We start from the raw sequence: 15084 nt of genomic DNA on the forward strand, positions 1-15084 counted from the left end.
CATTGCGAAATTGCAATGGGGATTTTTTTTATCAAATATCGCCAGCAGCTTCTTTAACCCGCTTCTTTTGGTTTCGCAGTACATCGCGCACATCGCGCACCGCGTCCCGCACCAGCTTGTCTATCTTCACTACTTTTCCGGATACATCTTCCATTTTCTCACGGTCGCCATCCTGTAGCCTTTGTGCCAGTTCATCTGAAAGTTTTTTGAATTCAGCAACAACAGCTTCAATACCTTCATATCCGGATTTAAGGTCGTCGTATAATTCTTCAATTTCTTTAACAGCTTCTTTGTTTAGGCGTACATTTTTTTTAGTAAATTCCTGCTTAAGGCTTTTTTCTTTTTTGTTGAACAGTCCCATTTAATGTTATTGGTTTTACAGGGCGCAATCTCATCACTAATAACGATATCCATGTTACTTAAAAATTATATTTAAATTAAATTACACTTACTAAAAATATAATACATTGGCTACACTAAAAACACCTACATGAAACTCGTTATATTATTCGTTTTTACTTTTATTCTTGTATCATGTAAAAATGTACAGGTTATAAAGACGGTACCTGTAAGTGAAAAACAGGATTCTATTACCTATAAGTATAGCGATGCTGAGTTAGGGAATTTTCTGGACAGCATAGGGAGGCTGGATACGGAAATCCTGAAAAGAGACATTACATCATCATCTGATTCTGTCTTCAGAAATCATGAAAATATAGGCCGCACTTTAAGCACTACTGAGTTTGAAGCACTGAAGAAAGAAGATGCGGGCCACATTTCCAACTATGATCTTTTAAGGCGACTATTCCCCAAAGATGCTGAATATCTCAATGAAGATATGATGTCTGGCGTTATATTCTATCATTTCTCTAAAAACAAATTCGGGAATTTTGCTGTTGAGCTTCCTGGTGGTATTGGCAGTTACGTCTATTTTTTTTCCGGAAATAAACTTCTTGCCCGGCATTCCATATATCATAAATATGGATTGGAAATGGATTCATTTGTAAATGAAAATGGAAAAACTGTCATTTACTACAAAGTCAATTATTTAAGCGGTACCGATGTCTTTCAGGATAATTACAACTTCTACATGTATGCTGATGAAGGACTTATACCTGTCCTGAATGAACTGGAAAACAGCAACCTCGGATTTGAATGGGGTACGCGTAGTTATTGGCTGGAGAGTACTATAGCAGGCACTACTCCGTTGGTAATAAAAATGGTATATGAGCAGAAGGTGCCCTATCCTGAAGATGACGATGCTGAATACACTGTTGTAAAAGATTCAGCAATAGTGACCTATAATTGGGACAACATCGCCAAGCAGTACACGCCGGATTTTTCGGATACAAACCTGAACAGTAACATTATACTTACTTACTATCTTAATGGTAATGAATTACTCTTCATTAATACGCATCATAAAAAACTTAAAGAGGTCTTGCAGGGTAATGACGTTGATGCCCGCAAAGCTGTATTGGACTATCTGAATACTATTATGCAAGCGTATTCAAAAAACGGAGGCAAAAATTAGTAACTTAAAAAATATCCGGGTCGCCTTTACCTTCCCTGATCACTACAGGCTCATCGCCGGAAAGGTCGATGATGGTAGACGCGGTGTTGTCGCCATATCCCCCATCAATCACGGCATCCACAAGGTTCTGCCATTTTTCGAAGATCAGTTCTGGATCAGTAGAATATTCCAGTACTTCATCTTCATCATGTATGGAAGTCGAAATGATGGGATTGCCTAACTGGCGCACGATTTCCAGTGCAATATTATTATCCGGCACACGAATACCTACGGTGTTTTTCTTTTTGAACTCCTTTGGCAGGTTGTTATTACCCGGAAGGATAAACGTATAGGGACCGGGTAGCGACCTTTTCAGTATTTTGAATGTAGCGGTATCAATTTGCTTTACATAATCCGAAAGGTTGCTCAGGTCGCTGCATATAAACGAGAAGTTGGCTTTATCCAATTTAATCCCTTTGAGTTTGGCGACACGCTCTAATGCCTTGCTGTTAGTAATATCGCAGCCAAGGCCATATACGGTATCGGTAGGGTAAATTATAATGCCGCCGTCTCGGAGTATTTTAACCACTTTGGCTATCTCTTTCTCGTTGGGGTTTTCGGGGTATATTTTTATAAACTGGGCCATTTTTGGTTGATTCGTTGATAGGGTTATGCGTTGATTCGAAAGTTTAAAGTTAATGAAGTTGTGGGAATAGTGATGTTAAAACGAATATAAACATTTAATGGAATATCTGATTACTGCGTAAATTTATAGTCCATTTTAAACCTAAAATCATGGCAACCCAATTTATAAACCCCGACGGGATGATGAAAAGCCCGGCCTTCTCGCAGGTAGTAACTACTTCGGGAAATGGAAAAACAATTTACATCGGCGGGCAGAATGCTGTAAATGAAAAAGGCGAAACCATTGGCAAAGGCGATATAGCTGCACAAACGGAACAGATAATGAAAAATATCGGGGTAGCCCTCGAAGCATGCGGCGCAGGTTTTAAGGACATTATAAAAATGAATATTTACATTACACAGGGCCAGGACATCCGGAAAGGCTTTGAGGCATCACAAAAATATTTGGGAAGCAATGCCAATCCACCAATTGTAACCGCACTGTTCGTGTCCGGCATGGGTAACCCTGATTATCTCCTGGAAGTTGAAGCCGTGGCTTTTGTGAATGAATAAATACCTACTTATAGGTATTGCCGGTGGTGTAGTTTACTATTAGATTTGGCAGTATAACTAAACCCATACTACCATGAAAAAATTTAAAACATTAGCTGCATTGTTTCTTCTCACTATGGCTGCTATTACAGCACAGGCCCAGTCTAAAGTTGTAAAAGAATTTGTTATTGACGGAAAGACCTATTATGGCACCAAAGCCATTCCCGAGGAATTGCTTGGACTCTACCAGTACGAAAAAACAAAAGCACCGATTGTCGATGTAAAGCGTGAAGGCCAGGGTAAGTTCCAACCCCATGATGTACCTGCATATCCTACAGAGTTTTGGGTACAAACCGATGCCAAAGGAAACATTGAAAAAACTACCGGTGTAAACAATAACTACATGATTATACTGATCGTCTTGTATGGCGATAATGGCGAGAGCGGCTGGAAAGGCAATAAAAAAGGGCTTTATGACAGAATGCAGGCCGTCGTAGCCTACGACCAGGGTTATGCCATCATTCTCGGTGAGCGGTTCAAACCACTGTAATAATAAAAGAGGAAGCTGTAAGCTTCCTCTTTTATTTTACTGCTAACTTATTATATCAAGTTTTGCAAACCTTAAAAGTAGCTTCTTGATACCTCCTACCTCAAAGCGTATCTCGGCTTTTTTATCGGCGCCAACACCTTCAAGGTTGAGCACCTCGCCTTTGCCAAAGGGTTCGTGCATCACGATATTGCCTGCAACAAGCTTGCTGTCGGGTATGGGTGTGCTGCTTACGGGCGCACGCCCTTCCAAAGGCTTCAGGCGGCGTATACCGGAATCTGGTTTGGGATCGTTCGAGGTGACGGACGCGGGCAGTTCGGAAGGCATTGGTCGCAGCTGCCTCGACATTGAAAGAATCACAAATATATTTACATCATGCATAGGCAGGATATCCGGAAAGGTTTTGAGGCTTCGTAAAAATACTTAGGGAGTAATCCTAGTCAACTAATTTTAACGGCATTGCTTATATCCGACACAAGCAATCCTGAGTATTTGCTTGAGGTCGAAACTGTAGAATTTGTGAATGTAATGATTGATTAATATTACCTTATTATAGATTGGTAACAATAAAATCAATTATCTTTTTCTTCCTATCTTTAATTAACTGTCTAGACCAAATTAATTTTTCTTGATTAACTATTAAACGTATTTCTCTTTGTTGAGCCAAATTATTATAACTATCATATTTGTCTTTAAAGGGTTTATTGCCAATAGAGCAATTATGTGATTTAGAAATTAATAGATAGTTACCTAAACAATTTAGATATTCATTAACAAACTCATCATCATATTTACTATACCCACGGGCTAGCGATTCTCCTGATGTAACTTTTGGTGAAATATGTTCTAATTCAGGCTTGACAATTTTATCATATCTTGAGGGATTATAACCTGAATTACCTAAGCTTTCTAAATGATTTTCATATTTCCATAATATATATTTTGCCAATGAATGATTGATAGCGCCCTGTAAACTCTTTTGTAATTCAACATCATTCCAATATGACCACCACCATTCATCAGAATTTTTTAAAAAATTTACTCTATCAACTATAGGATCAATGTTGGTATTTTCAGCAATAAATTCAATGAAAACTTGATTTATTCTTGTAATTAATTCCGCTCTTGTACCAATGAGCCTGTGTCGAAACACTAAACTCTCAAGTGAACTACATAAACGACCAATCTCATCAAGAGGCAGTCCAAATTTATAGGCCTTTATTATGAAAGGAATTGCAATTCCAATATTTCCTATAGTTATAAAAGAATGTATTGAAAAATTCTTTCTTTCATCCCTTCCAAAAAATAAATTCAGGTATTCAAAACTATTTGACAATGCATGAGTAAACTTCATTATGAAATTTATTCTATTACTATCATTAAGTTTTTCATTAATTTTTTCTAAAGCATTTGATTCCCATAAAGAATTGAAATATACTCTTTGTGTATAGACCAATACATCATCCTCGTTGATCTTATATTCTATTGATGATATTGATTTATATATCTTTTCAAAACGCTGTTTAATTTCAAGAATGAGATCATTTTTTTCATCACCTGAGTAAAGGTGTATATTATACATAAAGAGAGCTTTAATAACTTCCAGGCTTGAAGGTTGCTTACCCCTGTCATTTTGGAAAATAAACATTTGAATTGCTTCAGATTCATTTTTTACTTGATGTGTTGTACATGAAGCTTCACTTATGGATCTAATAATATTTTCTAAATATAATATATCTTTATTCTTTAATTTTTTAGTAAAATAATCAAATGCTGATATTATACGCTTAGCGGATTCAGTTTCAATCGTATGAATATCAGTTTTTATTTGATCAATAACATAATCTTTAAAAATCTGATTATCGTAATCTACTGTAGAAAATCTATAAGTTACATTTCTCTTGATAATGTCTTCATAGATTTCATTTTCAATATCGCTAAGCTCTCTTAAAGATTTAAGCTTAGCAAATGCAGATGATAAAAAAATAATTATAGTTGTTAGTCTTTGCTGACCATCAATAATGTAAAATGTATTTTCTTTATATTCATATAAGAAATGACCAAAATAAAAAGGAGAATTTGATTTACTAATTAAATAATTATCTATATCCGAAAGAAAAACATCAGTCTGAGTTTTCCTAAAATTATTTTCTAAAGGAGTATCCCAAGAATATGCTCTTTGGTAATTTGGAACAAGTATTTTATTTCCTGCAAGCATTTTTCGAACTGAACTAGAAGTTTCCATTTTATAAGATTTTTACAAATCTAAACATTCTGACAATAAATGAAACACTTCCTGTTAATTTTCCCAACAGCTTTAGGACTTCAAACTCACTGTTCATGTAAATCGCCTTAAATTACTAGGTAGAAACCCTTAACTTATCACATCTAACTTTGCAAACCTTAAAAGCAACTTCTTAATTCCTCCTACCTCAAAGCGTATCTCGGCTTTTTTATCGGCGCCAACACCTTCAAGGTTGAGCACCTCGCCTTTGCCAAAGCGTTCGTGCATCACTATATTGCCTGCAACAAGCTTGCTGTCGGGTATGGGTGTGCTGCTTACGGGCGCACGCCCTTCCAAAGGCTTCAGGCGACGGATAGCTGCATCGGGTTTGGGATCGTTCGAGGTAACCCACGCCGGTGGTGTACTTGCGGTTGGTTTTACCTGGCGAAGCTTCGACTTATCCACATCGCCAAAAATATCGGCATCGATCATTGGCTTGTAGCGATAATTGTTCTCTGCCGGGGTAAGGTATTCCAGGAAATGATCGGTTATTTCTTCTATAAAGCGCGATGGCTCGCTGTCTACCAGCTTGCCCCAACGGTAACGTGACTGGGCATAGGTAAGGTACGCCTGGTGTTCGGCACGGGTAAGCGCCACGTAGAACAGCCTCCGCTCCTCCTCGAGCTCGCTGCGGGTATTCATACTCATTGCGCTAGGGAAAAGGTCTTCTTCCATACCCACGATAAATACATATGGGAATTCAAGGCCTTTCGCAAGGTGGATGGTCATCAAGGCCACACGGTCGTCGTCGCCGGTATCTTTATCAAGGTCGGTAGCCAAAGCCACATCCTCCAAAAATTCCGAGAGCGCTCCCCTTGCCCCGTCAACTTCACGCTGGCCCTCAATGAAATCGCGGATACCGTTCAGTAACTCTTCTATATTCTCTATACGGGCAATGCCCTCCGGTGTGGCGTCTTTCTTCAGTTCCTGTATTAGCCCGGTCTTTTTGGCTACATGTTCCGCAAGGTAAAACGCATCCTGATTCTCATTGATGATCTGAAAGCTCTTTATCATCGTCACAAAATCCTGTAGCTTGTTTTTGGTGCCGCTGTTCAGTTTGAGGTCGATCTTGTCGATGACCTCCATTACCTCAAATATGGAGCGTTTGTAATGGTTGGCGGCTACCGTAAGCTTTTCAACCGTACTGTCGCCAATACCACGCGCCGGATAATTGATGACACGGATAAGCGCTTCCTCGTCCTTAGGATTAATGACAAGCCTGAGGTAAGACAGTACATCTTTGATCTCTTTTCTTTGGTAGAATGACAGCCCGCCATAGATGCGGTACGGAATGTCACGCTTGCGCAGGGCATCCTCCATCGCACGCGACTGGGCGTTGGTACGGTACAAAATAGCGAATTTCCCGTTACCGAGCTGGTTGCGCATTTTCTCCTCAAAAATGGTGCTTGCCACAAAACGCCCTTCCTCACCATCGGTAAGACTGCGGTGCACTTTTATCTTGTGGCCTTCGTCATTAGCCGTCCAAACCACTTTATCGAGCTTGGTCTTATTCTTATCGATGATGGCATTGGCCGCCTCTACAATATTCTTACTCGAACGATAATTCTGCTCAAGGCGGTACATCTGCACATTGTCGTAATCTTTCTGGAAGTTAAGGATGTTATTGATGTTCGCACCCCTGAAAGCATAGATACTCTGCGCATCATCGCCAACCACACAGATGTTCTGGAACCTGTCCGACAGCGCCCTTACAATAAGGTACTGCGAATGGTTGGTATCCTGGTACTCATCCACCAGGATGTAGCGGAAACGGTCCTGGTACTTCATCAGTACATCCGGAAAACGGCTCAAGAGCTCGTTCGTACGCAGCAGGAGGTCGTCAAAATCCATTGCGCCCGACTTAAAGCAGCGGTCCACATACTCCTGATAAATTTCACCCAAACGCGGTTTTTTCGACATCGCGTCGGCTTCCTGCAATTCGGGATTATTGAAATAGGCTTTTACTGTTATCAGGCTGTTCTTGTACGAAGATATGCGCCCCAGCACCTGCTTAGGTTTATAAACATCCTTATCGAGCTGCTTCTCTTTGATGATGGCACTGATCAGGCGTACGCTGTCCTGTGTATCGTATATCGAAAAGTTGGAAGGAAAACCAAGCTTATCCGCCTCAAAGCGGAGTATCTTGGCAAATATCGAGTGGAATGTCCCCATCCAGAGATTTTTGGCTTCGGAGCTTCCCACAATTTCCGAGATACGTTTCTTCATTTCCTTTGCCGCCTTATTGGTAAAGGTGAGCGCAAGTATGTTGAACGCGTCAACACCCTGGCTCATAAGGTAAGCGATCCGTATCGTGAGCACCCTGGTCTTTCCGGAGCCTGCACCTGCGATCACGATCATCGGCCCGTCCTTCTGCAGCGTGGGTGCCTGCTGGGCCTCATTCAACTGGCTTATATACTTGTGGATATCAATATTCATAGGCACAAAAATACGGATTTTAGGTGAGATTTTCAGGATTTTAAGAGGGAACGCGGATTGGATGGATCTCGCTGATTTACACAGATTTTTTGCCACGAATTACACTAATTCAACAAATTTTATAATCGTTTATTTAAGCAGCAGCCATCGAAGCGCATTTTTAAAATCGTCCGTCCTGCCATCGCCTTTATCTGCCTCCTCAGGCTACGGCAGGATATCGTCTCTGTCAGGGCTAAAAGGAAAGGTGATTTTGTGTTGGGTCAGGTGGTGTAGCGAGCCTATGCTGCATCTATATGGTAATTCTTACTCTCATGCGAGACACAAAGCATTGTGTCTCTAAGTCACGTATCTAATTTAAAATTTGTGGAATTAGTGTAATTCGTGGCAAAAAAAAACTGTTACTTTTACCCCATGACAGAAAACTATATCATAGGACAGGAAATAAACGGGACGGTCTACCAGCCCGAAGATATCATGTACAAGGATTTTGAGCGCTGCACCTTTACGGACTGCGACTTTGTGGATTGTAATTTTACCGGTGTAGCGTTTATCGACTGTATCTTTATCTCGTGTAATTTCAACCAGGCACAGATCAATTATGTGGCGTTTCGGGATGCTGCTTTTACCGACTGCGATTTTACCGCGGTGAATTTCACAATGGTAGATGCCCTGCTTTTTAAAGTAGAGTTTACCGGTTGCCGACTGGATTATGCTAAGTTCTATACCCTTAAAATAAAAGGCACGCTTTTTACCAATTGCAGCCTCACCGCCGTGGATTTTATGAATACCGACCTTACAGGGGTTACTTTCGATAACTGCAACCTGCACAAAAGTGTATTTATTGATACTATTGCTAACAAAGCCGACTTTACCACCAGCTATAACTTTACTATTGACCCTGAACGGAATAAGCTGAAAAAAGCGATCTTCTCCCAGGCAGGGCTCAAGGGATTGCTTGAAAAATATGATATCGTAGTGGTAAATAAATGATATAATATGAACAAAACACGAGTAAAACAAATAGTTGTAACGTTGTTGCTCACCACCGCTGTCTTCGACATTATTTGTATAATGTCTTGGAAGAATGACCTTCCTAAGGATGGCTCCCTGCGTGTAGGATTTCCAAATGCATTTTATATGCAAAGTTCAGGCGACAATCCTATCGGACCTGTAGGGCCTCAGGTATTTTACTCTGCATTGGTTATTGACATTTTGTTCGCATTTCTTGCAGCCGCCGCAGTCCATGCAATTATACTGAGAGTAAGGAAAGCCACCGCGTAAATATATAGCAACCGGAAAAATATGATATCGTAGTAAAATAAATTAGGCATTACAAAAAATTTATCCTACATTTGTAGCTTACTATCGACCATGTTATAGGTTGGTAGTATTTAAAGACCCAGGGGCTTCCACCCACGGGTCTTTTTCATTTTAGGAATATTTTTTTGCCACGAATTACACAAATTTCACGAATTATTTTAGCTAATTTACGGCTTAAGTGATTCCAAGAATTGCATCATTACTGAATTTACGGTAATGTTTCCACAGCACTTTTTAGAATTAGTGAAATTCGTGGCAAAATTTACTTTTGCCGCTTTACCATCTCATTAATCCATATCGGGGCAAATGGCGATGTACATCCCTTAGACACAGGAAAGTCACGGTAGATACCCAGCTTCTCTCCAATTTCAAGCGCCCTTTGGCGGTATTGCGGATGGTTAATACCAATGTTGGCAAGTGACGTGTTCATCGTCCATTGCACTTCGGGTTGGGCATTCGGCATTTGCTTTTCAATGCGGTCCAGGGTTGCGCTAATATCGATCCCTTCAGGCTCTCTTGCTATCCTTCCTGCCATCAGGCTCCAGCCGGAACGGGCCGCCCACTTGTTATCCGAATCCATCCACTTTTCCCTGAACTGCTCCTTATCCGGAAAGTCTTTCAGCAGATAGGAGTTGAACCAATCGGCCTCATGCACAAAATCGATAGAATGCGCCATACGGGTAACCTCTTCCGCAGAGAGTTTTTTCGGATTGACGATCAGTGTCGCCAATAATCTCGCTTCTACATAGCCGGTTTCCCACAATTCAAACGCCAGCTCATGGTTGATCTTTATCTTTTTAGCGATAGGCCGTATATCACCCAGCTTTACGCCAAATTGCTTTGCTGCTCCGTATTTGGCATTATGGGCGAAGGTAGTTTCGTTATGGAGGGATTCGAATTGAGTGAGGATTTCTTTGACGGTCATAGGTTTGTAATTGCTATAGCTAATTTATAGAATTATTTTTAGCAACGAAACGTCCCATTAAACATTGTCATATTCCCCTTTCAGGGCGTAATACCCAAAAGTCCCCAGCCCTAAGACAATAAGCGGTGTGAGTACGAACAGTATAATGATACCGAAAACAAGGTCGTTTTGCTTGCCTGTCGAAAACTTTGGCAAGCCGAATTCTACGATGCAGAAATAAGCCGTAGCAGCCGCGAGCGCTATCCATACAATCCCTAATATTCTTTTTAATGTTTTCATATTAATCGTGTTCGGTGTTATTTTTTGACTTAAGATAAACCATCCCAATTACAAAGCAGATTCCGCCAATGATGATGGGATACCACAGCCCTTCGAGGTAGAATTCAGGGTCACCGTTCTGTTTTGCATTGCTGACGAGATAGGTCGCTATTGCAGGCAGCAGTCCCCCAAAGATACCATTACCCACGTGGTACGGCAGCGACATCGAGGAATAGCGTATCCTGACAGGGAACATCTCAACCAAAAAGGCAGCTATCGGGCCATAGACCATGGTAACGAAAAGCACCTGGATAAAGACGAGGAAGATGAGATACCATTTATCAGCAGAATTAACTGTTATATTATTCTTAACTTCTTCCTTCCCGGTTGCCTTATTAATGTTCCTTATAATATCCAACTTTGTCCCATCGGTATATATCTTAATATCCGGCGATGGCAATTCATCGGGTGCGTGATAATATTGCTCAGGCCTTATTTCCGTCTTTAGCGATAAATCCGTTGTCCTATACATCTCCTTATATATGGGCCTGTACAATAAAATCGCCATTAGCATCCCAATCATCATAATCGGTTTCCGGCCCACCTTATCGCTCAGCCATCCGAAGAAAACGAAGAATGGCGTTCCGAAAAGCAATGCGATTCCCAGCAGTCCGTCTACCTGCGAAGACTCCACGAACATTACCGTCTTTAAGAAATTCATAGCATAAAACTGCCCGGTGTACCAAACAACCCCCTGCCCCATAGCCGCACCAAATAATGCCAGCAATACGAACTTGAGGTTATATTTATTCCCAAAACTTTCCTTTAACGGGTTGGTGCTCGTCTTGCCTTCGGCTTTAGCCTTAGCAAACTCCGGCGATTCGTGCATCTTTTTGCGGATAATGTATGATACGATAACCATTAATATCGATATCCAAAACGGCACCCTCCACCCCCACTCGTCAAATTCCCCTGATGATAATAATTCACGCGTGACCAATATAACCATCAGCGATATGAATAGTCCGAAGGTTGCTGTTGTCTGTATCCAGGAAGTCCAGTAGCCGCGCTGGCCTTTCGGCGAATGCTCTGCCACATAGGTTGCCGCGCCGCCATATTCGCCACCAAGGGCAAGCCCCTGTAACAGCCTTAATATTAATACTAATAATGGCGCAAAGAAACCGATGGATTCATAACTGGGCACGCAGCCTATGAGGAATGTCGCTCCACCCATAAGCAGCAATGTGACCATGAAGGTGTATTTCCGCCCGATAATGTCACCCAGCCTGCCAAAGAACAGCGCCCCGAAAGGCCGTACCACAAAGCCTGCCGCAAATGTTGCCAGCGTGGAAAGGAAGGCTGCGGTGGGATTGTCCGAAGGAAAGAACTTAGTAGAAATGACCACGGCGAGGCTGCCAAAGATGTAGAAATCGTACCATTCTATGAGCGTTCCCATGGAAGATGCGGTGATCACCTTCCAGATGCCTTTGGTTGAAGTGCCTGCCATACGGGTTTATCGGTTAAATATTTTCATAAATATAGAAACTTAGGTGTGATCTAAAAAACAGTATATCTATAAAATGCAATACTTTTTTGTCACGCCTATTAAAATTTCCTTTAATTGCTGAATATATCACAAAAATCATTAAAATTAAGTTCATAATTTTTCTTTTATTTGTAACACCTATACAACACAACCATGCAGATCGACCCGGCACACACCAGCCAGAAGAACATCTACAAAATACTGACGGGTTCCGTTATCCCACGGCCCATTGGCTGGATATCCAGCGTCAGTGAAGACGGCACACCTAACCTTGCGCCTTTTTCTTTTTTTAATGCTGTTGGCGAAGACCCGCCACATGTGATGTTCTCCACCGTACGCAGCGGGAATACGAATAAAGACACACTGAATAACGTACTGGCTACGAAGCAGTTCGTTGTAAATATGGCTACAGAAGGGCTTGTTGAAGCCATGAATGCCACATCGGTAAACCTGCCTCCTGATGGCAATGAGTTTGAGTATGCCGGACTTACCGCAATACCTTCCGTTTTGGTGAAACCGCCAAGGGTTGCCGAAAGCCCTATCCATTTTGAATGCGAGCTCGTGCATCACTACAGCCTCGAAGAGCACCGGGATGGCGGCGCGACGATAATGATAGGTCGTATTGTGATGTTCCATGTGGACGAATCGGTACTGCTCGATGATTTTAAGATAAACAGGGAAACCTACAAGCCCATCGCCCGCCTTGAGGGGTGGAATTACGCGAAACTGGGCGAAGTATTTTCCATTAAAAGACCCTCCATATAAATGAAAGTAACAGTAATAGGCGGCGGCCCCGGCGGATTGTATTTTTCGATATTGCTAAAAAAAGCGATGCCGGATTGCGACCTTAGCGTTTACGAACGCAACAGAGCCGATGATTCCTTTGGCTTTGGCGTGGTGTTTTCGGACGAGACACTGAGCGAATTCCTTACCCGCGACCCGCAGTCGTATGACCTGATACGAACGAAATTTGCTTATTGGGATGAGCTTGATGTAGCACGGGATGGTGAGAAAGTACGCATTACCGGTAACGGCTTTTGCGGGTGCTCCCGTAAAACATTACTGCAATTGCTGCAACAGCGCTGCCGCGAAGAAGGTGTTAACCTTCATTTTGAGGCTAATGTGGACGATTTAAGCCAGTTTTCCGATTCGGATATAATTGTGGCCTGCGATGGCATTAACAGTGCGATACGCGAGAAATTCACAAAAGATTTCGGGACAAAAATAGAATTGAAAAGCAACCGTTTTGTGTGGATGGGCTCCACCCGGCCGCTGGATGCGTTTACCTATTTTTTCAGGACAACGCCTTACGGAACTTTTGTAGCGCATACCTACCAGTACGAGGAAGGCATGAGTACCTGGATATTTGAAACTACCGATGAAACCTGGCAGAAAGCGGGTTTTTCCGTTACCGATGAGGAAGATACGATTGAAAAACTTAAAGAAATATTCAAGGAAGAACTTGACGGCCATGGCCTGATATCGAACCGTTCGCACTGGAGGCAGTTCCCGGTAATTACCAATGATAAATGGAGCCATGATAATATAGTACTGTTGGGCGATTCGAAAGCTACGGCCCACTACTCCATCGGTTCCGGTACCAAGCTGGCGATGGAGTGCGCAATTGCTCTTGCAGATTCGGTAATAAAATATAACAATGATGTCCCTGCCGTTTTCGAAAATTATGAGAAGCTGCGCCGCAACCGCGTCGAGATGATACAGCATGCGGCCAACGTATCGCTGCAATGGTTTGAGGATATGGACCGCCATATACAGCATCCGTTCCAGCAATTCGCCTTTAGCGTAATGACGCGCTCCAAGAAGGTCACTTTCGAAAACCTTGGCCTGCGCGACAGATCGTTCACGCAAAAAGTACTGGCGGAATTCAATGCGAATTTAGCCGATAACAAACCCGATACCCCGGCGGCATTCACGCCTTTTTCATTACGGTCAATGGTGCTGGAAAACCGTATTGTGATGAGTCCGATGGAACAGTATTCGGCAAAGGACGGGTTGGTGTCCGACTGGCACCTGATGCATTACGGTTCACGCGCTACAGGCGGCATTGGCTTGATAATTACCGAAGCAACTGCCATTTCTCCAACCGGAAGAATAACTTTAGGATGTCCGGGTATATGGTCTAAAGAACAAACACTTAACTGGAAAAGAATAACCGATTTTATACATAAAAACAGCGCAACAAAGATCGGTGTACAGATAGGACATTCGGGACGAAAAGGAGCTGTGAAATTCCCATGGGAAGGCAGGAACGAACCGGTAAAAAATGCATGGGGACTCCTGTCTGCTTCTCCGATCGCGTTCAGTGAAAAGATGGCCGTACCGCACGAAATGACGGTTGAGGACATGGATATCATCACCGAGGAATTTGCGAATGCTGCAAAGAATGCAGACGAGGCAGGCATTGATATGATAGAGCTTCAGGCGCACCACGGATTCCTGCTGGCATCGTTCCTATCACCACTGACGAATACAAGGGAAGATGAATTTGGCGGAAGCATTAGCAACAGGCTAAAATTCCCGATAAGGGTGTTCAAAGCGATGCGCAATGTGTTCCCTCCTGAAAAACCGATGAGTGTACGCATTTCAGCATCCGACTGGGCAGAAGGCGGCATAACAGATGAAGATGTTCTGGCAATAGCCGAATGTTTTAAAAAAGCCGGTGCTGACATCATCAATGTTTCTACAGGATTAACTGTTGACTACCAAAAACCCGCAGTGGGCAGGATGTGGCAGACACCGTTCAGCGATATGGTGCGGAATTCGGTGAACATACCGACGATTACCGCCGGTTACATACAGGACATCGACCAGATAAATACGATACTTTTAAATGGCCGCGCTGACCTTGTAGCCCTTGGTAAAACCCTGCTGCTTGACCCGTCGTTCGTACGGAATGCACAGGCGTATGAGCAATACAAGGCGAATGACCTGGATTCGGTGGGCATACCGAAACAATATATGTCGGCTGCATCGCATTTTTACCCTTATAAAGGCGGAGAGCGAAAAGCAGCGGAAGGTATGAAGAAAGCGTTGAAACCATTGACACACAAAAAGTAAT

The 15084-nt window shown here is 42.3% G+C and carries 15 protein-coding genes; 7 read left to right on the forward strand and 8 right to left on the reverse strand.

Features of this window, described 5'->3' with window-relative positions:
• Window positions 1-31: 31 nt before the first annotated feature.
• A complete protein-coding gene (locus AAEO56_RS09740) occupies window positions 32-361 on the reverse strand; it encodes a hypothetical protein (RefSeq protein ID WP_341696858.1) in 330 nt (109 codons plus the stop codon).
• Window positions 362-490: 129 nt separating this feature from the next.
• Between AAEO56_RS09740 and AAEO56_RS09745 the strand changes: the two genes are divergently transcribed.
• Window positions 491-1534: a hypothetical protein gene (locus AAEO56_RS09745; RefSeq protein WP_341696859.1), complete on the forward strand. Its 1044-nt coding sequence runs from the start codon at window positions 491-493 to the stop codon at window positions 1532-1534.
• A 4-nt stretch (window positions 1535-1538) separates the two neighbouring features.
• Here the strand turns inward: AAEO56_RS09745 and AAEO56_RS09750 are convergent, their stop codons facing one another.
• Entirely contained in the window at window positions 1539-2159 is a 621-nt protein-coding gene (locus AAEO56_RS09750) for an L-threonylcarbamoyladenylate synthase (RefSeq protein WP_341696860.1), read from the reverse strand.
• A gap of 149 nt (window positions 2160-2308) precedes the next feature.
• Here AAEO56_RS09750 and AAEO56_RS09755 point away from each other — a divergent pair, with 149 nt between their 5' ends.
• Both AAEO56_RS09755 and AAEO56_RS09760 read left to right on the forward strand, forming a co-directional pair.
• The gene (locus AAEO56_RS09755) at window positions 2309-2710 is read left to right on the forward strand and encodes a RidA family protein (RefSeq protein WP_341696861.1); all 402 of its coding nucleotides are present in this window, start codon (window positions 2309-2311) and stop codon (window positions 2708-2710) included.
• Between the two features lie 73 nt (window positions 2711-2783).
• Window positions 2784-3239 (forward strand): hypothetical protein, encoded by a 456-nt coding sequence (locus AAEO56_RS09760; RefSeq protein ID WP_341696862.1) that lies wholly within the window; start codon window positions 2784-2786, stop codon window positions 3237-3239.
• Window positions 3240-3281: 42 nt separating this feature from the next.
• On the opposite strand, the gene AAEO56_RS09765 is transcribed toward AAEO56_RS09760, so the two are convergent.
• The 3 genes from AAEO56_RS09765 to AAEO56_RS09775 all read right to left on the reverse strand — a co-directional run bounded on the left by AAEO56_RS09765 (window position 3282) and on the right by AAEO56_RS09775 (window position 7944).
• Window positions 3282-3617 (reverse strand): hypothetical protein, encoded by a 336-nt coding sequence (locus AAEO56_RS09765; protein WP_407934960.1) that lies wholly within the window; start codon window positions 3615-3617, stop codon window positions 3282-3284.
• Window positions 3618-3786: 169 nt separating this feature from the next.
• Window positions 3787-5481, reverse strand: a complete 1695-nt coding sequence (locus tag AAEO56_RS09770; RefSeq protein ID WP_341696863.1) for a DUF262 domain-containing protein — start codon at window positions 5479-5481, stop codon at window positions 3787-3789.
• A 129-nt stretch (window positions 5482-5610) separates the two neighbouring features.
• Window positions 5611-7944 (reverse strand): ATP-dependent helicase, encoded by a 2334-nt coding sequence (locus AAEO56_RS09775; RefSeq protein ID WP_407934961.1) that lies wholly within the window; start codon window positions 7942-7944, stop codon window positions 5611-5613.
• A 423-nt stretch (window positions 7945-8367) separates the two neighbouring features.
• Here AAEO56_RS09775 and AAEO56_RS09780 point away from each other — a divergent pair, with 423 nt between their 5' ends.
• Window positions 8368-8946, forward strand: coding sequence for a pentapeptide repeat-containing protein (locus AAEO56_RS09780; protein WP_341696865.1), 579 nt, complete (start codon window positions 8368-8370; stop codon window positions 8944-8946).
• A gap of 81 nt (window positions 8947-9027) precedes the next feature.
• Window positions 9028-9237, forward strand: coding sequence for a hypothetical protein (locus AAEO56_RS09785; RefSeq protein ID WP_341696866.1), 210 nt, complete (start codon window positions 9028-9030; stop codon window positions 9235-9237).
• Between the two features lie 301 nt (window positions 9238-9538).
• On the opposite strand, the gene AAEO56_RS09790 is transcribed toward AAEO56_RS09785, so the two are convergent.
• Genes AAEO56_RS09790 through AAEO56_RS09800 form a run of 3 tightly spaced genes read right to left on the reverse strand, consistent with a single transcriptional unit; the run spans window position 9539 to window position 11966 of the window.
• The gene (locus AAEO56_RS09790; protein ID WP_341696867.1) at window positions 9539-10201 is read right to left on the reverse strand and encodes a DNA alkylation repair protein; all 663 of its coding nucleotides are present in this window, start codon (window positions 10199-10201) and stop codon (window positions 9539-9541) included.
• Window positions 10202-10258: 57 nt separating this feature from the next.
• On the reverse strand, window positions 10259-10480 hold the full coding sequence (locus AAEO56_RS09795) for a DUF6814 family protein (RefSeq protein ID WP_341696868.1): 222 nt from the start codon (window positions 10478-10480) through the stop codon (window positions 10259-10261).
• Between the two features lies 1 nt (window position 10481).
• On the reverse strand, window positions 10482-11966 hold the full coding sequence (locus AAEO56_RS09800; RefSeq protein WP_341696869.1) for an MFS transporter: 1485 nt from the start codon (window positions 11964-11966) through the stop codon (window positions 10482-10484).
• Between the two features lie 192 nt (window positions 11967-12158).
• Between AAEO56_RS09800 and AAEO56_RS09805 the strand changes: the two genes are divergently transcribed.
• The gene (locus AAEO56_RS09805; protein WP_341696870.1) at window positions 12159-12770 is read left to right on the forward strand and encodes a flavin reductase family protein; all 612 of its coding nucleotides are present in this window, start codon (window positions 12159-12161) and stop codon (window positions 12768-12770) included.
• Window positions 12771-15083 carry an oxidoreductase gene (locus AAEO56_RS09810; protein ID WP_341696871.1) on the forward strand — a complete coding sequence of 771 codons (2313 nt, stop codon included), beginning with the start codon at window positions 12771-12773 and terminating at the stop codon, window positions 15081-15083.
• The last annotated feature ends 1 nt before the right edge of the window (window position 15084 follow it).

This window comes from Flavobacterium arundinis, assembly GCF_038289855.1.
In the GTDB taxonomy this organism is placed as follows: Bacteria; Bacteroidota; Bacteroidia; order Flavobacteriales; family Flavobacteriaceae; genus Flavobacterium; species Flavobacterium arundinis.

What these genes read in the sequence shown, in the direction of transcription:
- AAEO56_RS09765 (WP_407934960.1), bottom strand. Translation starts at nt 3,617, where the DNA reads ATGCATGATGTAAATATATTTGTGATTCTTTCAATGTCGAGGCAGCTG.
- AAEO56_RS09810 (WP_341696871.1), top strand. Translation starts at nt 12,771, where the DNA reads ATGAAAGTAACAGTAATAGGCGGCGGCCCCGGCGGATTGTATTTTTCG.
- AAEO56_RS09770 (WP_341696863.1), bottom strand. Translation starts at nt 5,481, where the DNA reads ATGGAAACTTCTAGTTCAGTTCGAAAAATGCTTGCAGGAAATAAAATA.
- AAEO56_RS09760 (WP_341696862.1), top strand. Translation starts at nt 2,784, where the DNA reads ATGAAAAAATTTAAAACATTAGCTGCATTGTTTCTTCTCACTATGGCT.
- AAEO56_RS09780 (WP_341696865.1), top strand. Translation starts at nt 8,368, where the DNA reads ATGACAGAAAACTATATCATAGGACAGGAAATAAACGGGACGGTCTAC.
- AAEO56_RS09745 (WP_341696859.1), top strand. Translation starts at nt 491, where the DNA reads ATGAAACTCGTTATATTATTCGTTTTTACTTTTATTCTTGTATCATGT.
- AAEO56_RS09805 (WP_341696870.1), top strand. Translation starts at nt 12,159, where the DNA reads ATGCAGATCGACCCGGCACACACCAGCCAGAAGAACATCTACAAAATA.
- AAEO56_RS09785 (WP_341696866.1), top strand. Translation starts at nt 9,028, where the DNA reads ATGTCTTGGAAGAATGACCTTCCTAAGGATGGCTCCCTGCGTGTAGGA.
- AAEO56_RS09740 (WP_341696858.1), bottom strand. Translation starts at nt 361, where the DNA reads ATGGGACTGTTCAACAAAAAAGAAAAAAGCCTTAAGCAGGAATTTACT.
- AAEO56_RS09800 (WP_341696869.1), bottom strand. Translation starts at nt 11,966, where the DNA reads ATGGCAGGCACTTCAACCAAAGGCATCTGGAAGGTGATCACCGCATCT.
- AAEO56_RS09795 (WP_341696868.1), bottom strand. Translation starts at nt 10,480, where the DNA reads ATGAAAACATTAAAAAGAATATTAGGGATTGTATGGATAGCGCTCGCG.
- AAEO56_RS09755 (WP_341696861.1), top strand. Translation starts at nt 2,309, where the DNA reads ATGGCAACCCAATTTATAAACCCCGACGGGATGATGAAAAGCCCGGCC.
- AAEO56_RS09790 (WP_341696867.1), bottom strand. Translation starts at nt 10,201, where the DNA reads ATGACCGTCAAAGAAATCCTCACTCAATTCGAATCCCTCCATAACGAA.
- AAEO56_RS09750 (WP_341696860.1), bottom strand. Translation starts at nt 2,159, where the DNA reads ATGGCCCAGTTTATAAAAATATACCCCGAAAACCCCAACGAGAAAGAG.